Origin of the sequence: Hankyongella ginsenosidimutans (assembly GCF_005144965.1) — a bacterium.
GTDB classification, from domain to species: Bacteria; Pseudomonadota; Alphaproteobacteria; order Sphingomonadales; family Sphingomonadaceae; genus Hankyongella; species Hankyongella ginsenosidimutans.
In genome coordinates, this window is record NZ_CP039704.1 from 100,711 (window position 1) to 125,080 (window position 24,370).

Genomic DNA, 24,370 nt, shown 5'->3' on the forward strand with positions numbered 1-24,370 from the left:
CCCTTTGGCGCATTAGCCTTCAGCAGCGCGTTAGCCGCCAGCGCGCCTGCCCTCCTCGTCTTTCGCATTCTTCATCGCCCTGTAGAGCGCAGCGTAACGGTTGGCAACCACGTCCAGGCCATACTCCGCACGCGCCAGTCGTGCACCGGCCTGTCCCAGCCGTTGGCGCAGCGCCGGGTCCGCAACCAGCGCCCGCAGATGCACTATCGCCTCCTCCAGGCTCTCGATCCGATAGCCCGTCTCGCCCTGCAGGATGAAGGCCTCGTTCACGCCGGGCAGATTGCGCGCAACGACCGGCAGCCCGCAGATCATCGCTTCGATCACCACGGTGCCGAACCCTCCTTGGTGGAAGGGAAGAACATGATGTCGGCCTGCTGGAACTGGCTGTAGACATCCTCCACCTGGCCGACGAAGCGGACATTGCCACGCAGATCCTGCTCGTCGATGAAGCGGTCAAGGTCCGCCTTGTAGTCCGGCTCCATCACCGGGCCGACGATCAGGCCCATGATGTCCGGCGTCGCCGCCTTCAGCAGTGCCAGCGCCTGCACGAATGCCCATTGGTTCTTGCGGGCGCAGATACCGCCAACCGTGATCAGCGTCACCGGTCGCGCAGGCGGATGCGCGGGCGCAGGCTGCGGCAGCGGTATGCCAATGGGGATAATCGTGCGCCGCGCCGACGGCACGGACGCATTGCCGTCGTCCAGACGGCTGCTGATGGCCACGAAGCGCCCGACCGTGCGCATCAGCGCGCGGACCAGCGGCCGCAGTAGCGGGCGATAGGACTCCAGGATTTCCGCCACGCTGTCGTCAAGCGTCGCCATCATCAGAATGCGCGCACCCTTCATCCGCGCGATCAGGTATGCCAGCCAGGTACGGTCTCCCAGCGAATGCACATGGATGACGTCATAGTGACCGGCATGCGCCGCCATCCAGCGGATCATGGCGAGACTCTGCTGCAGCCGGCTCGCCCCTTCCTGAGCCTGCAGGTAGATGCAGCGCCCGAACTGCGGCAGTGCGAGGGGTTCAGCCGGCGCGGGCGTCGTGACGACCAGAATGTCGTGAACCATATCGGAGTGCTGGGCGCGCAGTTCCCGCACCAATCGCTCGGTAAAGACGCCCTCGCCGGTAAAGTGCGGACGGAAATACCGGAAAACGTGCAGAACCCGCACTTGCCAAACCTCAAACCAACCCCTATCCGCCCGAATTACGCAGGCGCACGATCGTTTTGCAAGCTGCGCGACAGATTGAGAGACGATGACCCGTTGCCCGATCTGCGATTGTTTCACCCAGGGCCTGGCGTGCGAAGGCTGCGGTGCGAACGCGGCGCCTGACGCCCTGGCGCCTGTACTCGCCTCGCTGAGACTCCTGCGCGCGCGGCCTCCTCCCGGGCGCTGCCCTGCCCGCCCGCAGTCTCGATGCCTATGCGCTGCGCATGGGCTATCTGCGCCGGCGGCCGCTGTTGGAGCGCTGGCTGCGGCGGCCGATCGGGCTTGCCGCGCGCGTCATCCCGATCCAGCCCGCGCGCGATCTTGAACTGGCGGTCATGTCCCGCGCCAGCGAGGCGGATGCCGTCTGCGCGCTTGCCCTGCATCTCGGTGCCAGCCTGGACGCAGCCTGCGTCCTGTTCGATACGCAGGATCAAGCCGTACTCACCCGGCTGCGCCGGCAATTGCAGGAAGCTGCGCCGCGCGTCGACTGGGCGGTGGCAGGGCGTGCGTTCGACCGCGATTTCGGGGCCCAGCGCTCTGCCCTGCAGCGGCTGGCGCGCCGGCCATGGACGCTGCACCTCGACACCGACGAGCAGGTGAGCCCTGCGTTCTTCCTCTGGCTGGGCGGCCTGGCGGCGGCGCTGGCAGGTACAGATGTCGAGGCTGTGTCCCTGCGCCGCCTCAACCGGGTCGACGGCGCACCGACCCGACACTGGCCGGACTATGTGCCACGCCTGATCAAGCGGCCGATCCTGTTCCGCAATGCCGTGCACGAGGTGCCGGACATCACGCACTGGCGGCGCATGCTGCTATGCCCACGCGGCTATATCGAGCACTTCATCGACGGCGCGCGGCTGCCCGTGCGCGACGCGCTTTACGCAGAAATCAACCCCGATACCGTCAAAGGTGCCGAACCCGAGCGACTGCGCCAACCGCTCGACGTGCCGTTGGACAGCCTGGACTCCTAGGCCTCCGGCGGCATCTTGTTTGCCACCGTTCGCACCCGTATGATATGAAAAGCACAAACCCACATTTGTGGCATTTGCTATGGAGACAGCATGAGTCGCCTCACGATCGATCTGACCCACGAGCAGCACCAGCAAATCAAGGCGATTGCCGCAATGCAGGGCAAGACTATCAAGGAATATACACTTGCCAAGCTCCTGCCTCTAACTGCCGATGAGCATCAGGCTTTCAATGCCCTCAAGTCGCTGTTGCACCAGCGTATCGAGACGGCGCAGACTGATGGTGCCTCAAGCAAGAGCTTCGACGATATCGTGGCGGAGGCTTTCGCAGAGGACCATGGCCAAGCGTGAGCCTTCCCTTCCTTCTCTCACGCCAGGCAGAAGCCGACCTCCGCAGCATCGTCCGCTACAGCCGTGAGCAGTGGGACGAGGCGCAGGCACGCACATATTTGCAGGCAATCAAGCAAGCGGCGACGCGCCTGGCTCAAGGGAAGGTCGATACCAGGATATGGGCGAACTTTACCCCGGCCTGCGCATGGTGCGTTGCCAGCACCACTACATCTTCTGCCTACCCCGCACCGGCCAGCCGCCGCTCATCGTCGCCATCTTGCATAAGCGTATGGATATGATGGCGCGCCTCGGCAGCCGCCTTTGATAGCCTGATCAGGCCGCTTTAGAGCCTTTCCGACTGAGATTGAGGCACTTTAATACAAGTGCCGCAAGCGAAGGCGATAAGAAAGGCTCTCACGCTTTGTGTAGACCCTTCTTGTCCGTTTCTGATTGCCTCACAAAAAGTGATCCAATCAAAACGGGAAGGGTCTAAGCCGCCGAACGCGCGCGCAGGTCAGCGACGCAGCGGCTGGCGGTCTGGCCGTCCCACAGGGCCGGGCGCACGCCCGACGGCCAACCGCCCGCCAGCACCGTCTCGACCGCCGCCAGCAGCCCGCCGGGGGCGATGAGCCGGTTAGTGCCTTCGGTTACCGTTACCGGGCGTTCTGTATTTTCGCGCAGGGTCAGGCAGGGTATGTTGAGATAAGTCGTCTCTTCCTGGACACCGCCGGAGTCGGTGATGACCATGCGCGCGTTCGACACCAGGCTCATGAACGGCCGGTAGCTGATCGGCTCGGTCAGCGTGACGCCCGCCGCTTCGAGGCGCGCGCGCAGGCCGAAATCGTCGAGCTTTTGCCGTGCGCGGATGGACCGGGAACAGCAGCCGGCTGCGCCTGGCGACCTGCTCCAGCGCCTGGACCAGCGCGCCCAGCGCCTCGGGCGTGTCGACGTTTGATGGCCGGTGCAAGGTCACCAGACCATAGTCGCGCGGCGTCACCCCAAAGGCGGCAGGCGCGTTCTCCGCCTCGATGGCGGTGCGCAGCAATTCGTAGGAATCGAGCATGATATTGCCGACGCGGGTGATGCGCGCCGCCGGAATGCCCTCGCGCTGGAGGTTCTCGTCGCCGTCCGGCGAGGGCGTCCACAGCACGTCGGAGAGCTGGTCGGTCACCAGCCGGTTCAGTTCTTCCGGCATGCGCCGATCAAAGCTGCGCAGGCCAGCCTCCAGGTGGACCACCGGAATCTGGAGCTTGGCGCCGACCAGAGCGCAGGCAGCCGTCGAATTGACGTCGCCGACCACGATCAGCCAGTCCGGGCGCTGGGCGAGCGCGACCTTCTCATAGGCGATCATCACGGTGCCGGTCTGCTCCGAGTGGCTGCCGGAGCCGACGCCCAGGTGATGGTCCGGGGCCGGCAGGCGCAGATCGGCGAAGAAGGTGTCCGACATGTTGGCGTCGTAATGCTGGCCGGTGTGGATCAGCACCGGCTGAAAGTCCGGCGCGGCGGCGAGCGCGTGGTACAGCGGCGCGACCTTCATGAAATTCGGGCGCGCAGCGGCGATCAGGTGAACGATCTGAACCATAAGAGCTTTCTTTATTCCGCCGGCTGCGGCGTTGGCGTGAGAATGGCGCCGGTCAGGCGGTCGCGCTCGACCGTCGTGCGGCTGGCGAGGTCCGCCTGCACGACCCGGTGCAGGATGGCCGAGAGCGCCATCAGGTGCAGGAAGATTTCCGCAAACGCAACTTCCAGAAATGCCCCACCGACCATGAAGCAGACGATGCTGGCCTGACCCATCTGTGCGAGATCGCGCGCCCAGATCAATTCCGTGTCGTTCCGGGCGATACGTTTGACCTCCTGCAGGGTGACAAGCCCCGTCGCAATCAGCCAGATGAACAGGAACAGGCCGACATAACCGTGCTCTCCCAGGACCTCGAAGTAGATCGAGTGCGAAGCGCGCAGCCACATGCCGGGCGGCAGATACTGGGCGGCGACGTCGCGCATGGTGAAGATGCGGAAGCCGCCGCCGGTGAACGGCCGGTCCTCGGTCAGCTCCATGGCGTAGCGCCACATGTCGAGCCGGCCCTGGGCGGAGGCGTCCTGATCGTAGGTCTCGATCGTCGACATCCGGTCTTTCCAGCTCTGCGGCATGAAGCTGATGGCAAAGCCGCCCATGATGACGCAGGCGATCAGGATCGACACGCGCCGCCGCGACATCATGATCAGCCAGAAGCCGACCACCATCAGCGACAGCAGGCCGCCGCGCGACTGCGTGCCCAGAATCGATACCGCACAGCACAGCATAAGCCCGAGCGCGAGCATGCGGATGACCTTGCTGCCCGCATGCAGGCTGATGTAGCGCGCCAGCGGAATCACCATCGCCAGCACCATGGCAAGGGCGTTGCGGTCCTCGATGAACGTGCCCATCGGCCCCATCACCTGGTGGCCGCCGCCGGTCGCGATGGTGAACGCCGCGCCTTTCAGCGCCAGATAGCCGAGCGAGGCGCAGATGACGATCAGCAGCGCCTCGATCCGATGCCGGGTGTTGATGAGACAGTAGACGAAGGTGGTGTAGATCACCGCCTTCATGGTGTTGCCGAGCTTCAGATCGGAGATGTCCGGGTGGAATGAGGAGATGGTGGTGATGTTGATCCAGAGCACGAACAGGATGAACGGCAGCAGGATCGGGTGCAGCGGCAGTTTTTCGGCTCGCGCGAGAACAGCCAGCCAAGCGCGGTCAGCGCGGCGACGATGTCGAGGAACGGGAAATAGGTCGCAAACCCATACATCATCCGGTTCGGGAACATGTAGGAGAACCAGGTCCACACCAGCACGCCGACATGCGGCGCCATGAAGATCAGCGGGAACGAGGCCAGGACGATCATGAGGATCGCGAGACTGCGCAACATACTGGACGTGTCCTCGTCGCCGGCCCGCGCCGGCTCATGCAGGGTCAACAGCGGTTTTGCTTTACTGCCCGCGCAGGCACTAAGCCAACATTAATAGCATCGCCTGTAGCCTCGACACACGCCCGACTCCGGGACATACTGGCTGGCAACAGAAAGGACGCCCCGATGGAAGCCATCGCCCTCACCATGGCCTGCGCCTGCATCTACTGCATCTTCGTCTGGTCGATGCAGGTCGACCGCCGCGAGCGCCGCGCCAAGGCCCCGCCAACGCCCGGCCGCGCGACCGCCTGCGCGGCTAGCCCCTGAACCGCGATTCCCCGGTGCGGGGCGGATCGCAAAGCTAGCAGTCCCAGCGCATCGTAGATCTTCCGGCGAAGAGCAGGATGCTACGAATATATTTCTGACATCTGCTGCACGTTGGTAGCGGGCGCTTATTGCGTACGCGCGCTCACATTTTGGCTCAGCGTTGGAAGTCTTGGCGCATCAAGATGCAATGCGTGGCCCGCCAAAACGCTCAACTTTGATTTCCCCGCGCGCTTGCGGGTCTGAGCGATGTCGTAACTATTCTGCATGCGCAACAGCGTGTCCATTGAGACACCGAACGCTTTTTCCACCCGCAGCGCCATTTCGGGCGAGAGGCTGGCGCGTTCGTTGAGCAGGGTGGAGAGCGCAGCACGGGTCACACCCAGCGCCTTGGCCGCCGCCGTCACGGTCAGTTCCAGCGGCGCGATGATCTCATGCTTGATGAAGCCGCCAGGATGGGCGGGGTCCTTCATCCTGATTCCGGTCATGGCGTTCATGTCGGCCTCCTCGTGCCAGTCTGCCTAATGATAGTCTTCATAGTCGAGGTCGATGATCTCGATCTCTTCCGCATCGATCCGAAACGTCATCCGCCAATTCTTGGTAACGAACAGGCTCCAGGTGCCCTTGCGATCCCCGTCAGACGATGAGACTTCCAGGTGGGCACGCTGAGCAATTCATCCTCGTGCGCCATGTCTTGCAGGAACGAAACCATGCGCCGGACCTTGCCGACCACGGCAGGCTGCAGACCGCTTGCATCGTCGTGTTCGATGAAACGCCTCAGCCCTTTGTGGAGGACATTTTGATTCTCATTGCTGTTTATATCACATGGCCCGTTCACCGTAAAGCTACACAATACGGATTGCCATGAAGCCCGGGTCAATATCGGCATGGAGGATAGCGTAGAACTTTCGTTAGCAGACAAAGGCTACGCCAGCAGTGAGAAAGCAGATTTCACACGCACGCGGTCATGTTGAGCTAACAAATTCATTGAAAAGACTGGAGCGGGTGAAGGTATTCCAATAAACTACTACAATCGCTCACTATTTTTGTTATAATAGCCTACACAGAACCTGCACAGGCACGGGGAATCAAAGGCTTACCCCGCTATTCTGCACAGTTTCTGCACAGTGGGAAGCAGGGAAATGAGTTTCATCCTCGATAAAGAGCAGGTCAAGCCGGGCCTCATTATCTTCCGACGCGGCGATGTCGGTCACGACAACTACTATTGCCGCGTCAGAATCCAGAACGAGGACCGATATAAGACGATCTCGCTCCGCACAGTAGATAGACAGGCAGCGCGCGACCGGGCGCTGGACGAATATGCCGATATCCGTTTTCGCGTGAAACACGATGTTCCGGTATTCAATCGCCCCTTCTCACAGGTGGCGGAGGAATATGCTGACGCCCAGCAGCGCCGCGCCAACGCAGGCGAAGTCAGCAAAGCCCGCTCAAGAAATATCAGAAGCAAGATCGATGGTCCGCTCAAGGCGTATGTCGGCAGCACACAGATTCATCTGGTGACGCAGGAGCGTTGGGCCGACTATCCGCTATGGCGACGCGAAAACGGCGAAGGCCGTCGTAAAGGCGTCATCAGCGATTCCACCATCCGCATCGAGATGACCATTTTCGCTGCTATTATGAATTTCGCTATCAGCAAGCGGTATGTGCCCGCGCACCACCGCTTTGAAGGTATGCCAAAACTGAAATCCAACCGCCGAGACGAGTTCACGCTTGAGGAATACCGCAAGCTGCACACGAAGGGGCGCAAATGGATGAAAGAGGCGACCACGCCGCAGGGCATCTGGTATCGCCAAATCTGCTACAATTTCATCCTTATCATGTGCAACACAGGGATGCGCCCGCCCGAGGCGAAGAACTTGCGCTGGCGGGACATCACCACTGCCAAGGACAAGGACGGGCAGGAAATCCTTGTCCTGTATGTTCAGGGCAAAGGCAAAACCCGCAAACTGATCGCTCCGATCAGCGTCGGAAAATACCTTGATCGCGTGCGGGAACTGTCCAAGGCGACCAAGCAGGACGATCACGTATTCACGATCATCAATGGCAAGCCTGCCAAATGGCTGTACCGCGACACCGTCGAGGAACTGCTAAAATATACCGACCTTCGCGATGGGCCGAGCGGGATTCCGCGCACGACCTATTGTTTCCGTCATACCTACGCCACCCTGCGACTGTCCGCAGGTGTCGATGTCTATATCCTCGCCCAGCAGATGGGCACGTCAGTCAAAATGATCGAACAGCACTATGGCCATGTGAACACCATCAAGCACGCCGACCGCGTGTTGATGGGCATTGGCGGATGGGACGCCATGCACAATGAAATGAACGAGGAGATCGACAAGCTGGAAGCCAAGGCGAAAGCCGTTGAGTCCATCAAAGCCAAGCAGACGGATAAACCGTCGCGGCCCAAACGCTAGGCGGGTATCGAGCCAGCAACCGGGTCCGGTTGCCGATGCTTCAAGCCTTGCGTTCTGCCGGATTCACAATGCGCCGCTGGCGCTTCTCGATTGTGAACCGGCTGGCGGTTTGGGTAGCAAGCCGTGTCGAGTTCGACACGGCCCCCATGCCGCCCTCTGCCTGCCCGTTGCCGCTGGCAATCTTGAGGGCAGGACTATTGCCCCGCCGCTGGCGATACAGAGGCAATTGAATGCGGGTCCGCTACGCGGGCAAATCTTAGCTTGCGTCCCGTTCGGATGAGTTATTGGCTAACGTGGCCACGATAATGGCCGCTGCTGGTATGAACGCAGACCCCGGATAGCAGGCGGCCATCGAGGTTCCAGATTTAAGAACCCAAGCGGTTTCGATGGCGCATGGGCGCTTGTCTGCGAGCTTTTCAATCTCGACCGTTTGCACCCTGTTGGCGGTATCGGTGAACTCGACCAATATCTCGCCCTCGTTTAAGTCGAAATGGCGATGAAGCAGGGTTATGCCAAACCGTGAGAGCTTGCCATGCTTTTCAAGAACGTCCCTCAATTCTTCCATGCATTTATGATCGCTGACATTTAGGGGATCAATATCGTCAATATGCGGAAGCGCGTTGAACTCTTGCGCTGACATGGATTGTATTGACCGCACAGTCTCGACTCCCGTAAATTTTGATAAGGTCTACCGTTCTTCCCCAAAGGAGCAACACACATGACGGCATCGGGTGCACTAGCAACCATTGGACAGAGCTGGCGGGACGAACTGCGTAAAACCGTTCTCACGCCGAACCAGCTACCAGCTCCTGACGAAGATGCCGGATATGCTTATTTCGAGCAACTTAAGAGCAAGGTTATTCCGGGTTGCATTCCGGGCGCGGTGAACGCCGGATCGAACGAGATCATACTGGACGCCCCACTTGGAGCCATCCAATCGCTCGCCTTTGAGGGTTTCTTGGATTGGGCACGTTCGCAAGACATGGAAGCCCGATTTGGCGGTATTGTCAGGGCGGAAAGCGATGCCACAGATTGCCGCGCTGTCATTCGCCTGACCGTTGATATATGAATCAGCATATTCGCAAAATTGCCTTCACTCCACATCGCTGCCTTTCCTGAAGCAGCGCGAAGCGCGCCGAATGCCTGCGTAGTTTGCTCTTGAGCGTGACCACCAATCCATCGCCGTAGGCGCTGCATCGCACAATTACGGCAGCATCCCCGTCACAGCCGTTGGTCCACAATCCGGCTGCGTCCGTGACCATTGCGGAAATGAGTCCGCAGATCGCTCCTGGAATTGATCGCCCTCATATCGTTGACGCGACATTTGCGTCGGGCGCTTTGCCGTCAATGGCCTGCCCGCACCACCCCTTCGGGCCGTGTTGGCCATGACAGCCGCAGCTCGATCCCGCCGCTTCCGGGTCCGCGTCCTTCGGGACGATCAACCCCAATCCATAGGAGCGAGAACATGGGACTCGATATGTATGCAATGGTCACAACCACGCTGCCGGACAGCCCGGTTGACTTCAAAGTGGCTGACGCCACGGAGCTACACTATTGGCGCAAGCATCCGAACCTGCATGGCTGGATGGAAGCCCTTTATTTCGAGAAGGGCGGTGCCCAGGAGTTCAACTGCGTGCCCGTCGAGCTGACTGCCGACGACCTAAATCGTCTTGAGGCCGACATTCGCGCTGGCAACCTGCCGCAGACCAGTGGCTTTTTCTTCGGATCATCCGATGGCACGGAAATCGCCGACGATCTGGCCTTCGTCGCCAAGGCCCGCGCAGCCATCGCGCAAGGCAACACCGTCTATTACGACTCTTGGTGGTAACGCCGCGAGCGGGGCGCGGAAGCGCCCCGCTTACCGTTATGCCTATTCGTCCTTTGGAATGTCCGCAAAACGCGACGTCGCGGGCTTGCTCGCCAGCACCGCCGCCCGAGCGGTTTCATCGTCCCAGAGCAACCTTTCGACCTTGCCGCGCAACACAGTTTTAATTGCGCGCTTTATCTGTTCGCCTGCTTTGAGGGTCTGAATAGTTTTTCCGGCAGCTTCATCTTTTGTGATGGCGCAGCCTCGCACGAGCAGCTTTATCCAACCATCCTCACCACGTTCCAGCACTTCGGCGGCAACCTGACGCTCGCCTATGCGAAGCGCCTTGCCTTTGCGGCGGTTGTGAAAGACGCCTTCTTTCCACCGGATCACGTCAGCGGCGATAAAGTCTTGAGCCTCTACCCATTGCTCCATGCTGTCCTGTTCCGCGCCGTTACCGGGCGCATGGAAAACCGTCAGCGCGTGCGTCCGCCATCGCGGCTACGTCGCTCCGCTTCAATGCGCGCTAGTTCCTCGCGGATCATTTGCTTGATAGGTTCGAGCGACCGCGTTCCTTCCCACACCATGTCAGGTATGATGCTGAAATAGTCGTGGCTGGCGACGTTCCTCAATCCGCGAATCTTATCCCAAGGTATGTCAGAATGCCGTTCTTTGACATCGTCAGGCAGCTTGCCCGTGATTTCACCGAGCATTGATAGACGATATGTGGTCGCATCTTGCAGGTCTTGGTCATTCAGATAGTCCTCATAGGACCTATCCTTCAAACCGTCCTCTATGCGCCGAATCAGCACTTGGAGATTGTCGAGATTATCGCTCAGGTCGCGGCTCATTAAAAGACCCGCACCATCTCAGCTTCAACCCGCTCCCTAATGCGGTCGCGTAGTCCTTTACGGGGAATGAAATCCACCTTCGTATTCAGAAGCTCTGAAAGCTCTACTTGAAGCCCGGCCTGATCGAACAAGCTAAACCCGCGATCCGGCACATACTCGAAAAGCAGGTCGAGGTCTGATTTATCGTCCGCTTCGCCGCGTGCCGTTGAGCCAAAGAGATAGAGGGCCGAAACGCCTTGCTGGCGCAGCCTTTGTTCCAACGGCCTTAACCGGGCCAATGCTACCTCACGTTCCATAGTTCAATTCTGCCACAGAGAGGCGTGGGAGGCAAGGTGGCTCGTCATACGCACTTTGTTATCTAATTGAAATTATTGATATATCAAATGAGATGACAAAGCCCGCGAGGACCAGCAGCGCACCCTTTAGAACCCCGGCGGCTTCGGCCCGCGCGGCTTGGGCTGCTGTTGCAGACGCTGGATTGCAGCGTCGATGTTTTCCAGTGAGGCATAGATATGCGGGTTGAGAAAGACCGACTGACCCATGCTGCGCAGATCGGCCATGATGCGGCCACGCAGCGCGCGCAGTTCCTGTTCGTTCATGCCATACAGCTCGTTGGGGGCGATGAATTGTGACATGATTTTTCTCCCTGTCTGAACCGCGACCATCGCGGCCTTCATAAGCAGACAGAGGCAGGGCGTTCGCCCTTGCCGCACCGCAAGGTCGAAACGAAGTGGAGAAGCCGTGTAATGGCTTGCGGCGTATTGGGGCGAATCCTGCAAGGATGCACATCAAGAAGGCCACGCATGGCGTCGGCGACGAAGAAGCCGTGCCGCATGTTTGCCCCGCAATAGAATTGCTTGAACAAACACGGGTGCTTGCACATAAGCACAAGCGGAGAGCATCGACCTTCTTCTCCTGCAAGATCGCCGTTTTACTCAACGGGCGCGGGAGTGGCGGTTGCCGCTCCGACTTCATTGGCGAGCATATGCCCGGCGCGTTTTTGCACGAGCGCTACGGGGCGGAATGGGGTGGGAAGTGTTGCGCAACAAAAGCTGTTGATCGGTCTGGGTGTGATTTTTGTCCTATGGGCAACCGGCATTCTTGGGTGGATTTTCCCGTTTGATGTGCTGTTCAACGACTACGGCTCCGACGAGGTTGTATACTCTGCCGGGGGCACCGACATGTCTCCATTCGTGTATTTCTTATACGCGTCCGTAATGAATATTTTTGGATTGGGATATATGCTCTTATCCCGATTTTTGTGATCTGGGGAATCGTGCGCGCGGCTACACGTAAGGGGCGGACTGAGAAGAAAGCCGCTGAATACCGGAAAGCTTCGATTGACGATTTGATCGCGACCTTCGGAGATTCCAAAGAACAAAGATCGTCGAATATCAATTCCACCTTTGACAAAAGACCGCAGAAATCAAATTCACCCTGCAACGAACGTGGGCAGACTGGTATCTGAAAGTCAATCTTGGGCGCTCTCTTGCGTCGATGTCAGCAAGAGATAGAGAGGTTCTGCGGTCATCGCTTCTGCTCTATAATGAGGGCATCAGCTCCTCGCCGCATAATGCCTTCATGCAGATTTTTGGTATCGTTTACGGCGACGGGAAAGCAACCATCTATGAAGGGTGGCAAAAGAAGGGACTGGACGGCAAGACGATCAAGCAGGCGCTTGATTGGCTCGTGGAAGGCGAGGACTAGAACAAAGCGTAGATTTCGCATTGACCGAGCTTAATCGAGCCGTTGAAAAGCATCCCGATAATCCAGTCGTAAAGGCTCTGGCGGCCCGCCTGCTCGGCAACGGCGGCGACCTAAGCGGCCAAGGCAATCTTACACCGCTCGCAGTCAATACCCTTCCCGAAAACGCGCTTATCCTCGGACATGAAGCAAATTCACCCGATAAGCTGTTAGGCTTTGCAGGAGAAGGCTCGCTTATCACCGTCGCGCCACCGGGTTCCGGCAAGACGCAATGTCATGTGCTGCCTAACCTGTTGACGTGGAATGGCCCTGCGGTCGTTCTCGACATCAAAGGAGAAATCCACGCAGCCACAAGCGCATGGCGCGCTGCCAATGTCGGGCCGATCTTCAAGTTCAGCCCGCTCGATCCCGATCAGGGGCATTCCTACAATCCCCTGCTGGCCGTGTCGGACGAACCCGATCATATTTGGGAAGACTCACGCTTCCTTGCCGACATGCTGATCGTGCCAAGCGGTAAATCAAAAGACCCGTTCTGGGAGAGCCGCGCCCGCGACGTGCTAAACGCCGCCATTGCAATTACCGTCAGGAATAATTCGCCAGAAGAGCGGACGATGGCACCTGTCCTCGACATCCTGCACGGCGTGGGATGGGACCGCTTCATCATTTCTCTGCAAGCAGCTACCGATGTCCCGACGATGGCACGCATGGGACGCTCGCTTGGCGAAATGGAGCCGAAAACCCGCGATGGCGTGCTGCAATCCGCTCTCGCCAGCATGAGCGCATGGGAAGGTGCGCGCATAGCGCGGGCAACCCAGAAATCGGACTGGACCCCGCCGATCTAAGATCAGGAAAAAATCCGACCATCTACATCTGCATCAAGCCCAATGAGATCGACAGCTATGCTTCCATGCTGCGCGTCATTATCGCGCAGCACATACGCGCCCTGACATCGAGCCTACCAGACCGGGGCACGGCTCCCATTCTGTTCATTCTCGATGAATTGCCAAGGCTTCGCCACATGCCGCCTGTCGAGGAAGCCCTCGAAATCGGCCGCCAGTATGGAATCAAACTGTGGATGTTCACCCAGAGTCTGGGGCAGCTCGAAACCGCATACGAGAACGCGGACGGCATGGTCGCCAATTGCGCCGTGCGCTGCTTCATGAATCCAAGCCTACAGGATGGCACGGCACAGAAGCTGTCCGACGACATGGGCTATCGTGAAAGCGTGGTGGACGGCACGCGCGTCAAGCGCGTCGAACCCGATGTTCTCGCGGGGCCGGATTTCACCAGCAAGGTGATTGTCATGGCGTCGGGTGCCACGCCCACGGCGGTGGAAAAGCATTTTGCTTACAACGACCCCGAACTGACCCGGCGCGCCAATCTCGAAAGCGAGATTTCTGCCGCAGAATAGCAGCTACAGCCTTGCCGCTGTGACAATCAGGAGAACTACCCGTGTCAGATGATGATGAATGGTATCGCATCCTTCGGGAAATGAATGAGAAAGACCGTAAGGCGTGGAACCAGATGCAGCAGCGGCATCTGGAAGAATCGCAAGGGATAGCAGATGCCGCCAGCAGAGAGGCACTATTCAAGCGCCACGATGAGGAACGGGAAGCTTTCAAAGATGCCTATACGCAGGGATTGAGCCAACAACATGAAGAGCAGGCCAAAGACTTTGCCCGCGAACAGAGCGAGAGCAAAGCTCGCCTGGCGGAGGAAGCCCTGCGTCAGGATGCTGTGCAGCGCGAGGAGGAAATTACCTCGAAATTCTTTGACGCCAAGGAACAGCAGAGGCTTGCGGATGAGGCTCAAAAGGCTGCGCTGGACGAACAAGCCTTGCAGCATGACGAAGCTGTAAAGGCGCAAATTGCGGCACAGGAGCTAGGCGTTGCCGATGCTGCGCGGGAACAGGAAGCGATTAAGCAGCGCAACGCTGAAATCATCGAAAAGAACTCCAGATTCAGGAGCAGATAGAAGCTGGCACCCTGCAACCCGTCGCGCCGGAGAAGGTGGAAGAAGTTATTCGGGCGCAATACGATGAGCGCCGGGAGGAAATATCACAGAGCATCGCCGACCTTCGGCAGCAGGAAATTGACAAGACGATTGGCGGAATCGACGATCCCGAAATGAAGGACTATCTTGCGCAACAGCAGAAGGAAATCGAGGAGAAATACGCCAAGCTGGAAGCCGAGCGCCTTGCCGCGTTAGAGCGGGAGGAACGGACGCGGCTCGAACGTGCCTTGGAGCCATACGGGCGCTAAGAGGGTTAAACCCTACCGCCCGCAAGGTGGCGTCAAGAATCGGGAGCGCAAGTTGGAATTGGCGAGTTTCTTGAGCAGCCACGTTTGTGGGAAAGGAACGGTATCCATAGGGATGACACGGTAGGTTTTATCTTGCCGAATAGGTTATTGGTGAAAACCCGCAGCGTTCCGATCTGGATGACCCCGAAACGATCTTTGCTGCACGCGTGAATCTTCCCAAGGACTTTGATGCCCTCCCACCGGCCTCCATAACCGGGTTGGTATTTGGGGCGCTCTTTCCTGACCCTGCCATGGGTAAAGTCGGCAGGCTTTAGCGGAGTGAAGCGGGAGTACATGTTGGAATTGTCGGCTTTTCTGATGAACCACGGCGGGAGCGGGAACTCAGTGAGCGAGATGATACGATCGGTCCTTATCTTGCCGATAAGATTGTAGGTAATGACCTTAAGTTTGCCCACTTCGACAATGCCGAAGGCATCACGACTCCGGTCATGAAGACGGGTATACTCCTGAAAAAACGGCGCTGCGTATGGTCGCCGTTCTCATAGAGGGGCGTTCCCGCCGCAAAATTCTAGCGACCCTGCGACGGGTAAAATCAGCAGGGGCGTTGTCGCCATTCAGATAATCGCGATCATTGGGCATGTCCTATGGTAACATGCCGCCCGTCATGTCGGGAAAGTTTCTGCGATTTCCTTGTATAGTCAGACGGTTGCACCACCCACAAATTCGCCCTTCGCGAACCCGTGACGCTTCACCTTGCCTAAACCGCCCCCACAGGCCGTAACACCAGATCAAATATACACCCAAAAGTTGCGTGCAGAATCGGCATTCTCTGTGATATTATAGAAATACTGGAAGATGCAAGCCATGTGCGGACTAACCGTTCACACTGGAACCTGACGGTTCCGGCTTGGCAAGGGTCTATTCTACCCCGTTGCATCCCGCGACCAATGGGAGCCTTCGTGCCCCCGTTGGAACCCCAGAGCAGGAGCCTTCCCGCCCCTGCACCCTGGACAGGGCCGCTGCCATGACCCGCAATATCGGGCATGTCTGCGTCCCAGCCAAAGGAGCCTTCGCGCTCCCTTGAAACCCATCGACCGCTGTTTCGACGGCGGCATCGACCAAAGGGCTTTCATGCCCCTTGGAACCCTGACCGGAGCTTTCGCGCCCCGGACCACGAGCAGGAGCGTGTCGGCCCCTGCACCCTGACGAAGGGAGGGTGAACCCCTTCGATCCCCGGCGGATTTGTTGTCGGGGGCAATGGAGAGGCCACATTATGGCCGACGACGAGCAAACGCCGCCGCGCGAACCATCGCCCGGCACCCGGCGCAAGTCCGATAAACGGCAGCGCACGGAAACCCTTTTGCCCGCGTCACCCCGAAGAAAAATCCGCTTTTGTCGCCCGCGCTGACCGTGCGGGCATGGCGTCCGCCGCCTTCATGCGCGCCCTCGCATTAGGCGACGCAGGCCCGCGTGCGCGTCGCCGCCGTCCCGTCGAGCATCAGGCACTTGTGCAGGCGCTCGCGACCCTCAACCGCGTCGGCAACAATCTCAACCAGATTGCCCGCAACACCAATCGCGGGATGGATATTGACGTGCCGCAACTGCGTGACGCGCTGCACCAATACCATCAAGTGATCGCCGCCATTTACGAAGCCCTCGGCATGGAGCCAGCCCGTGATAATCAAGGGCAAGAGCCGGGCTGGCCCTAGTCAGCTCGCCCACCACCTTGGCCGCGCAGATACCAACGAGCGCGTCGAAATCCTGCAACTGGATTCCGCAGGCACTCCCGAGCAAGCCTTCCGCGACTGGCAGACCTACACCCTTGCCACCAAGGGCAAGCTGGGCCTTTACCACGCCAATATCGACCCCGACACCAAGTATGAAATGACGCCCGAACAATGGACGCGCGCGGTCGAGATATTGGAGGAGGAGCTTGGTTTGCAGGGCCAACCCCGCGCCGTCGTGATGCACGAAAAGGACGGGCGCGAGCATATCCATGTGGTCTGGGCGCGCGCGGACATGGACACCATGACCTTGCGCTCCGACAGCATGAATTATCAGGCGCACGAGCGCGCCAGCTTGCGAATGGAGCAAGAGTTCGGACATGAGCATGTCCCCGGCAAGCACGCCAAGCGCGACCGTGATGCCCAGCCGGAGTTTCCGACTGCCGAGGCTCGCCATGACGAATGGCAGCAGGCGGAACGCGCCGGTATCGATCACCGCGAGCGCAAAGCGCAGGTCACGGCGCTATATGAGGCCAGCGATTCCGGCCCCGCCTTCAAAGCTGCCCTTGAAGATGCGGGATACGTGCTGGCACGCGGCGACCGCCGCGATTTTGTCATCCTTGATGACGACGCCAAGGTGCATAGCCTTGGCCGCCAGCTTCCCGGCGTGAAGGCCGCAGCCCTGCGCGCCTTCATGGTGGACGTTGACCCGGAGCGCCTGCCGAGCGTGAAGGAAGCCCGCGTCGCGATCCGCGAAGCTGGCCGCGCCGCACCATTGCAGGAAGCCGATCAGTCCGGCCAGCCCGACACCACCGCAGAGCAAGCGATTCAGAGTCAAAACCCGCTGATCGCGATACACCGATGTCGCAGGAGGCAGCGGCAGACGCCGAGCGTCAGCATATCGACGCCCTACGCCGCGCTGTGATGGAGGTTCACGCGACCGAATTGCGGGAACAGGAGCTGCGCCACGCCCGCGAGGTGACGGAGTTGCAAGAAAGCCAGCAGGCAGCAGCCGACAAGGCGATAGAGACCTTCGCCAAGGAGCAGGCGCAGCGGATAGTCGCGGATCGCGTGCCCGAGCCGGGTGGCTTTGAGCGCATCTGGCGCAGTATCCGCGAGGCCGTGGACGAGGAAGCCCGTCAGCAGCGCCTTGCGGACGAGGCACGCCGCGCCGCCGATCTTGAGGATCGCCGCAACGACGAAATCCGCATCATGGTGTCCGGCCTAGATGCTGCACAGCGGGCCGAGATCAACACGCTTGTTGAACGTCAAGGTAAGGAGCGTGCTGACCTACTGAAAGAGCAGGCCAACGACCTCAAACGTCGCATCGAGGACGACGAACGCGCGCGCCAGATCGCGCGTGAATATGAGGAACGGCAACGGGAGGCTTTGGCGCGCGACCGCGAAGGGCCGGAGCGAGAACCCCGCGCACGCTGACAGGCTCGCGTTTCCTGCAATCGCAACCGGGCCTGCTGCTAGGACAGATTGCCAGCCTTGTGCCTCAAGCCGCAAAATCGGTATCGCGGTTCGTGCGCGATACGGCCCTCGCACTCGTGCCGAGCCTTGTCTCCCGATTTATGGCGGTTGCCCGCCGCACCAAGAAAACGAAGGGCGGGGCTGGTAGCGCCAGCCATTCCGAAATCACATCGAGTTTCTTTTCGACTTCCGGCAGCACGTCCGAAGGCGTGGGCGACGGGCTGATATTGGGTCAATGTTCCTTACGCCGCCGCTGGCACCGCGACCGAAGCCGCCGCGCGCGGTGCGCCGCCGCCTGCGTTCAAGATTCCGTGCGCGCCACTTCTTGAAACCGCCGTGGTTACGATGATAGCTCCCCGAGGAGCCTTAAAGCCTCCTGTATTGCCCTTGATCGCGCAATGTTCTGCAAATGTCCTTGCCTTTGGCGCCAATGTGGCGCCATAGTGATTTCATGACGCAATCAGCCCGCACCAGCTCCGACCGTTCATGCGCCACGCTTCGCCTTGACCAAGGCATCGGCGCGAGGATTGACCGTGCACGCATGAGGCGTCCTGGGAATATCTCGCGCAACACTTGGATAACAGAGGCAATCCTCGAAAAGCTGCAGCGCGATGAATCGGAGGGGAAGATCGTGCCTAGCTTCTACGAATTTTTCGCGGGCGGCGGCATGGCGCGCGCTGGCCTCGGCACGGACTGGCAATGCCTGTTCGCCAACGATTTCGATCACAAGAAAAGCCGAGTCTATAAGGACAACTGGGGCGACAAGGAGCTTGTCACTGGCGACGTGCGCAAAGTGAAAGTCGCAGACCTTCCCGGCCAAGCCGATCTCGTGTGGGGTTCGTTCCCATGCCAAGACCTGTCGCTAGCTGGCGGCGGCGCGGGCCTCAAAGGTGACCGTTCAGGCACTTTCTGGCCGTTCTGGTCCTTGATGAAGGGGTTGCGGGAGGACAACCGCGCGCCCAGCCTTATCGTGCTGGAAAATGTCAACGGCACCTTGACCTCGCACGGAGGGAAGGACTTCATCGCCATTTGCAACGCGCTCCATCAGGCGGACTACCGTTTTGGAGCGCTGATCGTTGACGCCGCTCATTTCGTTCCGCACTCGCGTCCGCGTCTATTCATTATCGGCGTGAGGGGCGATGTAGAGATTCCGGCGGAGCTTATCGCTGACGAGCCTAGCTTGCCATTCCATACCCGCGCGCTGCGCAACGCCTTTGATCGCCTTCCGCCGCGCCTCAAGAACGGCTGGATTTGGTGGAGTCTACCGGCACCAGCGGGCCGCAACACCATCTTTGCGGACCTGATCGAAGAAACGCCGACCAGCATTCCGTGGCACACACAAGCGGAAACTCGTGCGCTGCTCGCTATGATGAGCACCGTCAACCGTGCAAAATTACTGCCGCCAAAAGGCGGGGCGGCGTATGGTCGGCGGCATTTACAAGCGCACACGCTTGGATGAGAACGGTCGTAAGGTTCAGCGCGCCGAAGTCCGCTTTGACGACATTGCCGGATGCCTACGCACACCCGCAGGCGGATCGAGCCGCCAGCTAATCGTGGTTGTTGACGGCGACAAAGTGCGCTCACGTCTGATTTCCAGCCGTGAAACCGCGCGCCTCATGGGCTTGCCGAGGAATACAAACTGCCGGAAAACTACAACGAAGCCTATCACCTCACCGGCGATGGCGTGGTGGTGCCGGTTGTTCATTTCCTTGCCGAACATATCCTTGGTCCAGTGATCGACCACAACGACACTGCATTGAAAGCGGCTGCATGAATTCGTCAACATCGACCAACACCTTGCCCGACCGCCTCATCCAATTTTCTGACAAGCACATAGGGCTTTCCAAAGGGTCGCTCTCACTGGTCCTGATCTTGACTCGCAACGCGCAGTCCAAGGATTTTCCGCTCAATAAGGCCGACTTCGTAACAGGCAAAGGCGGGCAGGTCGCGGGCCTCGGCGGCGGAGCGGTCAAGAAGATACTCGCCGATCATGGCATTGATCGTGTTCTTTCCAGCGAGGGCGGACGCACTAGCCGGGGCAATATGGAGCGGATGGAGGCATACATTGATCTTCTCAACGAGCTGCACGCTGCCGGTTCACTAGACCTTGCTACCGCCGAGGCGTTCTGGGTCGAGAAGGCGTTGGAGTTTTCGACTCCCAGCCGTTCACGCTGCGCCTCGACCCTTCGCGCTCGCTTCGGGCTTCGGTGCGTGACCTGCTCGCCCAAGCGGTTGAGCGCCAGCGCGAAGTGCGCGGCACCATGTATGCGGGCGCTGTCATGCAGCATATTGTCGGCGCCAAGCTGGACATTGTGACGGGCGGCGGCCTCACCCATCACGGCGCGTCTGTTGCGGACGCACCCTCGAACCGCGCCGGTGACTTCCTGATTGGGGACGTGGCTATTCATGTCACGACCGCACCGGGCGAGGCGCTTATTCACAAATGCCAAAACAATCTTGGTTCGGGATTGCGCCCAGTGATCGTTACGACAGAAGATGGTGTCGGCGGCGCGAAGGCGCTGGCCCGTCAAGCCGGAGTTGATGACCGGCTCGACATTATCGAGATCGAGCAGTTTATCGCCACCAACGTCTATGAGTGGAGCAAATTCCAGCGCGAGGATCGCTCCTCGACTGTTGCGGAAATCGTTAAGCGCTACAATGCCATTGTAGGGGAGTGCGAGAGCGACCCCAGCTTGAGGATTGAGTTTGACGGATGACGGTCACGCCCTGCCTGCAAAATGCCCAACTGCGCCAACTGATCGAGCGTTATGCCGAAGTGCTGAAAACTGAGGCGCACAGGCTGGGGACCACGGGCTAGACGAGGCCGAGTTTTACAACAGCGGCCTTTTCGTGGCGCGATCGAACGAGTGCGCGGGCAGTTTTCCGCAACAATGCGTGAGAAGCGCGAGTTTGTCCGGCATGTTCTCAACTACATGCAGGACCAAAACTTCATTCTCGACTGGCAATCAGCCGGTGAAGCCAACCGACATGATTACACTGTTACCATGCCGTCCGGTCGCACGTCCGTAATCGAATTGAAGGGTTGCCTTGACGGCAACAACACCAACATCTTCGAACGTCCGCCGCAGGCCAACGAGTTTGTTATCTGGAGCGTTTGCACCAATCCGGGTGCCGACCCGCGCCACAACGCTTGGTCAGGCATCCACACCCGATTGAGTGCCGAAATCATTGCCCGGCAGCAGCGGGTTGATGGTCTGATTATCTGGGATATGGTGTGCGGCACGATTGGGCCCATGCCCGAAGATCGTGCAGGAGCAGGCACCGCGCATCACGACTATCGGCCCTTACGAATTGCCGCCGCCGTGTCTCTATGTGTTTCCCGCTACCGTGCCGACCGCGCGGAATAACCCCCATCCGCCTTCGCAACAGCTTGCCGAAGTGCATTTCCTCAAAGCCATACATGATTGCTTTCAGGGGCATGATGACGAAGTGAGCTACGTTGATTTCAAGGTCGAATACGCCGGAGTGGACACCGTGCGGACAACCCATATCCAGCGCGGTGGAGCGACCGTCATGGAATCAGGGGCGACCGCTATCCGGCGCACATGATCGGCACCTCGCCTAGCGAGCTTCGCAGCCGCATGATGCGAGCTGTGCGGTCAAAAACACTACGCCTGGGCGCCTTCGGGCCGGGCTTTATCGCTTGCGCGACGGAACCCTCGCTGCGGTTTCCGCCCATGCGGGTGACAATCCCTGACGCTGGATAGGGCAGGCAAGCCCGCCCAACTTTAAGCGCCGCCAGCGGCGCAGCCTTTTCTTTTCGAGGAAGAAAGCGGCTCTGCCTCTCTCTCCTGCAAGGTGCCGCTTTGGGGCCGTGGCTCACTTTGTTGCGCCCGCACCAACCCCGGCACCGGACCTTGCCCTCTCTCTCCGCCCCGCCGGGTCGGCAGGGGTCATGCGCGGCGCATGACCCGCTGCGCGGATCAGAAAAGGAGCAATCAACATGACCAAACCAACCACCAAACTTGACCCCCATACCCGCATCACCGACCGGATTCTTGCCGAACTGGAACAGGGCACGCGCCCTTGGCTCAAACCGTGGAGCGGGGGCGACATGGCGACATCAGGCGCAACCCGTCCGCTGCGCGCGACTGGCCAACCATATCGCGGCATCAATGTTCTGTTGCTGTGGATCGAGGCGCGGGCATCGGGCTTTGTCAGCCCGTCATGGATGACCTATCGCCAAGCACAAGCCTTGGGCGCGCAGGTGCGCAAAGGTGAGCGCGGTGCAACCATCGTCTATTACGGCGACAGCAACAAGACCGTGCGCGACGAGAACAGCGGAGAGGACAGCGAACAGCGATTCCGATTCCTGAAAACCTACACCGTCTTTAACGTGGCGCAGATCGACGGATTGCCCGAGCGTTTCCACTTTGTGCCAGACCCCGCCCCAGAGGTGGAGCGCATCGAGGCAGCGGAGGCTTTCTTTGCACGCATCCCTGCGACCGTGAACCACGGCGGCGACCGCGCCTTTACATGCCGTCAGCCGACAGGATTCAGTTGCCACCCTTTGCAGCCTTCCATGATGCCCACGGCTATTACACCACCAGAGGCCATGAAACCGTCCACTGGACAAGCCACAAGAGCCGCCTTGATCGTTCATTCGGGCGCGAGAAATGGGGCGATGAAGGTTACGCCCGCGAGGAGCTGGTTGCCGAACTTGGCGCAGCTTTTCTTGCCGCCGATCTTGGCTTGTCGATTGAACCGCGCCCCGACCATGCCAGCTATCTCGCAAGCTGGATTAAGGTCTTGCAGAACGACACCCGCGCCATCGTGCAAGCCGCCGCGCACGCAGAGCGTGCCGTTGCCTATCTTCACCAACTGGCGAACCCCGACGACGTAGGCGGCTTGAGCCGCCGACAGAGAGCGCCGCCCCTCAAGCGGGGCGGCGCATATCTTTAACCCGCACCACCCACCCCAATGCGCTGGGCCGCTATTCGGCCCCGGCCCCGGAACCCCGCCCGATTCCATTTGAAGCGTTCAATGTTAGAGATTGCGTGCGCCGCTGCGCCGACGATTCCGCAAATTTTTCTGCACAATACCTACACAGGCAAAAATCAGTGATTTTTGCCGTTATATTCAGGTATTTACTGGAATCCAAAGATTTGGAGCGGGCGAAGGGATTCGAACCCTCGACCCCGACCTTGGCAAGGTCGTGCTCTACCCTGAGCTACGCCCGCTCGTCTGTGCCAAGGTGGGCGCGGGTAGCATGGGCACAGGAGGCGCGCAAGGGGAAAAGATGGTGAGTATGCGGTCTTCCAGGCGCAAGGAGCGCCCTGCCCCGGCGCGCCCGCCTTTCCCCGCAAGGGACCGAGGGTGCATGCGCATCCGTTCGCGCCAGCTGCCGCTTGGCATTGCGGGCCGAGCCGCTACATAGAGCGCAAAGACGCGCCGCACAGGCGCTCGCCCATCGTTGGTCAAGGAACCGCCCATGCTCATCTCTTCGCAAGCGCCGGCCAAGGCGTCCGCCGTGGTCGATGCGACCATCGAGACCTTCGCGGCCGAAGTGCTCGAGCCCTCGCGCACGCAGCTGGTGCTGGTCGATTTCTGGGCCCTGGTGCGGCCCGTGCAAGACGCTGACGCCGCTGCTGGAAAAGCCGCCAACGCCTCCAAGGGCCGCATCAAGCTGGTCAAGGTCGATATCGACAAGAACCAGATGCTGGCCGGGCAGTTCCGCGTGCAGTCGGTGCCGACCGTTTACGCCTTCCTCGACGGCCGGCCGGTCGACGGCTTCATGGGTGCGGTGTCGGAGGGCCAACTGACGGCGTTCCTGGACCGGCTGCTCGGCGCGCTGCCCGAGGGCGACGGCGCGCCGGATCTGACCGACGCCATCGCCGCCGCTCGCGCGCTGCAGGCCGAGGGCGCGCTCGACGAGGCGGAAGCGCTGTACGCGCAGATCCTCGAGGTCGCGCCGGATGCAGCCGATGCAAAGCTGGGCCTGGCCGAATTGCTGATCGCGCGTGGCGCGCCGGACGCCGCCGACGAACTCCTGAGCGCCATCGCCGCCGACCCCGCGCATGCCGCTGCTGTCGCCCGGCTGAAGGCCGGCATCGCGCTCGCCCGCTCGGCCGGCCCGGCCGGAGACCTCGCCGGCCTGCGCGCCGCGGCAGCCGCCGCCCCGGACGACCTGCAAGCGCGCTATGATTATGCGAACGGCCTGGTCGCGACCGGAAATGCTGAAGCCGCCGCCGACGAACTGCTGGCGATCGTCGCTAAGGACCGCGCATGGAACGACGGCGCGGCGCGCACCCGCCTGCTCACCCTGCTGGAGGCTGTAGGGCTCGATCGCCGTTCGCCATGGCCGCACGGCGCCGCCTGTCCGCGATCCTGTTTGCCTGAGGCGGGTCCGCGCGCCATATCTTGAGGCGGAGAATTG

At 60.2% G+C, this 24,370-nt stretch carries 29 protein-coding genes, 1 tRNA gene and 6 pseudogenes; 24 read left to right on the forward strand and 12 right to left on the reverse strand.

Annotated features, from left to right (window positions below):
* Window positions 1-74 precede the first annotated feature (74 nt).
* A pseudogene (locus tag E6W36_RS00600) lies at window positions 75-1,286 on the reverse strand (glycosyltransferase family 4 protein); the annotation flags it as partial.
* Between the two features lie 146 nt (window positions 1,287-1,432).
* Here E6W36_RS00600 and E6W36_RS00605 point away from each other — a divergent pair.
* From E6W36_RS00605 to E6W36_RS17130, 4 genes and pseudogenes are all read left to right on the forward strand, one after another.
* A complete protein-coding gene (locus E6W36_RS00605) occupies window positions 1,433-2,176 on the forward strand; it encodes a glycosyltransferase family protein (RefSeq protein WP_222873429.1) in 744 nt (247 codons plus the stop codon).
* A 90-nt stretch (window positions 2,177-2,266) separates the two neighbouring features.
* A complete protein-coding gene (locus E6W36_RS00610; RefSeq protein ID WP_222873430.1) occupies window positions 2,267-2,524 on the forward strand; it encodes an antitoxin in 258 nt (85 codons plus the stop codon).
* Window positions 2,521-2,607: pseudogene (locus E6W36_RS17125) on the forward strand (type II toxin-antitoxin system RelE/ParE family toxin); the annotation flags it as partial. The gene E6W36_RS00610 and the pseudogene E6W36_RS17125, both read left to right, overlap by 4 nt.
* 74 nt (window positions 2,608-2,681) lie before the next feature.
* Window positions 2,682-2,828 (forward strand): type II toxin-antitoxin system RelE/ParE family toxin, encoded by a 147-nt coding sequence (locus E6W36_RS17130; protein ID WP_246047892.1) that lies wholly within the window; start codon window positions 2,682-2,684, stop codon window positions 2,826-2,828.
* Between the two features lie 164 nt (window positions 2,829-2,992).
* On the opposite strand, the gene E6W36_RS20045 is transcribed toward E6W36_RS17130, so the two are convergent.
* The 3 genes and pseudogenes from E6W36_RS20045 to E6W36_RS00625 all read right to left on the reverse strand — a co-directional run bounded on the left by E6W36_RS20045 (window position 2,993) and on the right by E6W36_RS00625 (window position 5,409).
* Complete coding sequence (locus E6W36_RS20045) at window positions 2,993-3,274, reverse strand: UDP-N-acetylglucosamine 2-epimerase (RefSeq protein ID WP_281277397.1); 282 nt, start codon at window positions 3,272-3,274, stop codon at window positions 2,993-2,995.
* A 139-nt stretch (window positions 3,275-3,413) separates the two neighbouring features.
* Window positions 3,414-4,085, reverse strand: a pseudogene (locus tag E6W36_RS20050) (UDP-N-acetyl glucosamine 2-epimerase); the annotation flags it as partial.
* 11 nt (window positions 4,086-4,096) lie between these two features.
* Window positions 4,097-5,409: pseudogene (locus tag E6W36_RS00625) on the reverse strand (putative O-glycosylation ligase, exosortase A system-associated).
* Between the two features lie 165 nt (window positions 5,410-5,574).
* Between E6W36_RS00625 and E6W36_RS00630 the strand changes: the two are divergent.
* Window positions 5,575-5,715: a hypothetical protein gene (locus E6W36_RS00630; RefSeq protein WP_222873432.1), complete on the forward strand. Its 141-nt coding sequence runs from the start codon at window positions 5,575-5,577 to the stop codon at window positions 5,713-5,715.
* 125 nt (window positions 5,716-5,840) lie between these two features.
* Here the strand turns inward: E6W36_RS00630 and E6W36_RS00635 are convergent, their stop codons facing one another.
* Window positions 5,841-6,209, reverse strand: a complete 369-nt coding sequence (locus E6W36_RS00635) for a HigA family addiction module antitoxin (protein ID WP_222873433.1) — start codon at window positions 6,207-6,209, stop codon at window positions 5,841-5,843.
* 645 nt (window positions 6,210-6,854) lie between these two features.
* Between E6W36_RS00635 and E6W36_RS00645 the strand changes: the two genes are divergently transcribed.
* Window positions 6,855-8,150 carry a tyrosine-type recombinase/integrase gene (locus E6W36_RS00645; RefSeq protein ID WP_222873434.1) on the forward strand — a complete coding sequence of 432 codons (1,296 nt, stop codon included), beginning with the start codon at window positions 6,855-6,857 and terminating at the stop codon, window positions 8,148-8,150.
* 256 nt (window positions 8,151-8,406) lie between these two features.
* Here E6W36_RS00645 and E6W36_RS00650 read toward each other — a convergent pair whose 3' ends face one another.
* Window positions 8,407-8,790: a hypothetical protein gene (locus E6W36_RS00650; RefSeq protein WP_222873435.1), complete on the reverse strand. Its 384-nt coding sequence runs from the start codon at window positions 8,788-8,790 to the stop codon at window positions 8,407-8,409.
* A gap of 78 nt (window positions 8,791-8,868) precedes the next feature.
* Here E6W36_RS00650 and E6W36_RS00655 point away from each other — a divergent pair, with 78 nt between their 5' ends.
* Window positions 8,869-9,219, forward strand: coding sequence for a hypothetical protein (locus E6W36_RS00655; RefSeq protein ID WP_222873436.1), 351 nt, complete (start codon window positions 8,869-8,871; stop codon window positions 9,217-9,219).
* 396 nt (window positions 9,220-9,615) lie between these two features.
* Window positions 9,616-9,978, forward strand: a complete 363-nt coding sequence (locus tag E6W36_RS00660; RefSeq protein ID WP_222873437.1) for a hypothetical protein — start codon at window positions 9,616-9,618, stop codon at window positions 9,976-9,978.
* A 42-nt stretch (window positions 9,979-10,020) separates the two neighbouring features.
* On the opposite strand, the gene E6W36_RS00665 is transcribed toward E6W36_RS00660, so the two are convergent.
* The 4 genes from E6W36_RS00665 to E6W36_RS00680 all read right to left on the reverse strand — a co-directional run bounded on the left by E6W36_RS00665 (window position 10,021) and on the right by E6W36_RS00680 (window position 11,485).
* Window positions 10,021-10,392: a hypothetical protein gene (locus E6W36_RS00665; RefSeq protein ID WP_222873438.1), complete on the reverse strand. Its 372-nt coding sequence runs from the start codon at window positions 10,390-10,392 to the stop codon at window positions 10,021-10,023.
* A gap of 41 nt (window positions 10,393-10,433) precedes the next feature.
* The gene (locus tag E6W36_RS00670) at window positions 10,434-10,808 is read right to left on the reverse strand and encodes a HepT-like ribonuclease domain-containing protein (RefSeq protein ID WP_222873439.1); all 375 of its coding nucleotides are present in this window, start codon (window positions 10,806-10,808) and stop codon (window positions 10,434-10,436) included.
* The gene (locus tag E6W36_RS00675; RefSeq protein WP_222873440.1) at window positions 10,808-11,104 is read right to left on the reverse strand and encodes a nucleotidyltransferase family protein; all 297 of its coding nucleotides are present in this window, start codon (window positions 11,102-11,104) and stop codon (window positions 10,808-10,810) included. The genes E6W36_RS00670 and E6W36_RS00675 overlap by 1 nt, the downstream gene beginning before the upstream one ends.
* A 126-nt stretch (window positions 11,105-11,230) precedes the next feature.
* On the reverse strand, window positions 11,231-11,485 hold the full coding sequence (locus tag E6W36_RS00680; RefSeq protein WP_222873441.1) for a hypothetical protein: 255 nt from the start codon (window positions 11,483-11,485) through the stop codon (window positions 11,231-11,233).
* A gap of 104 nt (window positions 11,486-11,589) precedes the next feature.
* On the opposite strand from E6W36_RS00680, the gene E6W36_RS00685 reads away from it, so the two are divergent.
* The 10 genes from E6W36_RS00685 (at window position 11,590) to E6W36_RS00725 (ending at window position 19,432) form a co-directional block, all read left to right on the forward strand.
* Window positions 11,590-11,931: a hypothetical protein gene (locus tag E6W36_RS00685; RefSeq protein WP_222873442.1), complete on the forward strand. Its 342-nt coding sequence runs from the start codon at window positions 11,590-11,592 to the stop codon at window positions 11,929-11,931.
* Between the two features lie 458 nt (window positions 11,932-12,389).
* Window positions 12,390-12,515, forward strand: a complete 126-nt coding sequence (locus E6W36_RS20055) for a hypothetical protein (protein WP_281277399.1) — start codon at window positions 12,390-12,392, stop codon at window positions 12,513-12,515.
* A 20-nt stretch (window positions 12,516-12,535) separates the two neighbouring features.
* Window positions 12,536-13,354 carry a type IV secretory system conjugative DNA transfer family protein gene (locus E6W36_RS20060; protein ID WP_222873443.1) on the forward strand — a complete coding sequence of 273 codons (819 nt, stop codon included), beginning with the start codon at window positions 12,536-12,538 and terminating at the stop codon, window positions 13,352-13,354.
* Window positions 13,294-13,923: a type IV secretory system conjugative DNA transfer family protein gene (locus tag E6W36_RS20065; RefSeq protein ID WP_222873444.1), complete on the forward strand. Its 630-nt coding sequence runs from the start codon at window positions 13,294-13,296 to the stop codon at window positions 13,921-13,923. Before E6W36_RS20060 ends, E6W36_RS20065 begins: the two co-directional genes overlap by 61 nt.
* A gap of 41 nt (window positions 13,924-13,964) precedes the next feature.
* Entirely contained in the window at window positions 13,965-14,486 is a 522-nt protein-coding gene (locus E6W36_RS00700) for a hypothetical protein (protein WP_222873445.1), read from the forward strand.
* Window positions 14,487-14,521: 35 nt separating this feature from the next.
* Window positions 14,522-14,773, forward strand: a complete 252-nt coding sequence (locus tag E6W36_RS00705) for a hypothetical protein (protein WP_222873446.1) — start codon at window positions 14,522-14,524, stop codon at window positions 14,771-14,773.
* Window positions 14,774-16,107: 1,334 nt separating this feature from the next.
* On the forward strand, window positions 16,108-16,482 hold the full coding sequence (locus E6W36_RS00710) for a plasmid mobilization protein (protein WP_425459752.1): 375 nt from the start codon (window positions 16,108-16,110) through the stop codon (window positions 16,480-16,482).
* Window positions 16,448-17,422 carry a relaxase/mobilization nuclease domain-containing protein gene (locus tag E6W36_RS00715; RefSeq protein ID WP_222873448.1) on the forward strand — a complete coding sequence of 325 codons (975 nt, stop codon included), beginning with the start codon at window positions 16,448-16,450 and terminating at the stop codon, window positions 17,420-17,422. Before E6W36_RS00710 ends, E6W36_RS00715 begins: the two co-directional genes overlap by 35 nt.
* Window positions 17,419-17,934 carry a hypothetical protein gene (locus E6W36_RS00720; protein WP_222873449.1) on the forward strand — a complete coding sequence of 172 codons (516 nt, stop codon included), beginning with the start codon at window positions 17,419-17,421 and terminating at the stop codon, window positions 17,932-17,934. The genes E6W36_RS00715 and E6W36_RS00720 overlap by 4 nt, the downstream gene beginning before the upstream one ends.
* 490 nt (window positions 17,935-18,424) lie before the next feature.
* Window positions 18,425-19,432 (forward strand): DNA cytosine methyltransferase, encoded by a 1,008-nt coding sequence (locus E6W36_RS00725; protein ID WP_246047897.1) that lies wholly within the window; start codon window positions 18,425-18,427, stop codon window positions 19,430-19,432.
* A 15-nt stretch (window positions 19,433-19,447) separates the two neighbouring features.
* Here the strand turns inward: E6W36_RS00725 and E6W36_RS17150 are convergent, their stop codons facing one another.
* Window positions 19,448-19,693, reverse strand: a complete 246-nt coding sequence (locus E6W36_RS17150) for a hypothetical protein (protein ID WP_246047898.1) — start codon at window positions 19,691-19,693, stop codon at window positions 19,448-19,450.
* 50 nt (window positions 19,694-19,743) lie between these two features.
* Here E6W36_RS17150 and E6W36_RS22640 point away from each other — a divergent pair.
* From E6W36_RS22640 to E6W36_RS17165, 5 genes and pseudogenes are all read left to right on the forward strand, one after another.
* Window positions 19,744-20,028 (forward strand): annotated as a pseudogene (locus E6W36_RS22640) (DUF4928 family protein); the annotation flags it as partial.
* Between the two features lie 71 nt (window positions 20,029-20,099).
* A complete protein-coding gene (locus tag E6W36_RS20075) occupies window positions 20,100-20,690 on the forward strand; it encodes a DUF4928 family protein (protein WP_281277578.1) in 591 nt (196 codons plus the stop codon).
* A gap of 150 nt (window positions 20,691-20,840) precedes the next feature.
* Window positions 20,841-21,341 (forward strand): hypothetical protein, encoded by a 501-nt coding sequence (locus E6W36_RS00740; RefSeq protein WP_222873451.1) that lies wholly within the window; start codon window positions 20,841-20,843, stop codon window positions 21,339-21,341.
* Between the two features lie 596 nt (window positions 21,342-21,937).
* Window positions 21,938-22,267: pseudogene (locus E6W36_RS17160) on the forward strand (ArdC-like ssDNA-binding domain-containing protein); the annotation flags it as partial.
* 203 nt (window positions 22,268-22,470) lie between these two features.
* Entirely contained in the window at window positions 22,471-22,896 is a 426-nt protein-coding gene (locus tag E6W36_RS17165; RefSeq protein WP_246048388.1) for a zincin-like metallopeptidase domain-containing protein, read from the forward strand.
* 204 nt (window positions 22,897-23,100) lie between these two features.
* Here the strand turns inward: E6W36_RS17165 and E6W36_RS00750 are convergent.
* Window positions 23,101-23,174, reverse strand: a tRNA-Gly gene (locus E6W36_RS00750).
* A 251-nt stretch (window positions 23,175-23,425) separates the two neighbouring features.
* Between E6W36_RS00750 and E6W36_RS00755 the strand changes: the two genes are divergently transcribed.
* A complete protein-coding gene (locus tag E6W36_RS00755; RefSeq protein WP_246047899.1) occupies window positions 23,426-24,358 on the forward strand; it encodes a tetratricopeptide repeat protein in 933 nt (310 codons plus the stop codon).
* The last annotated feature ends 12 nt before the right edge of the window (window positions 24,359-24,370 follow it).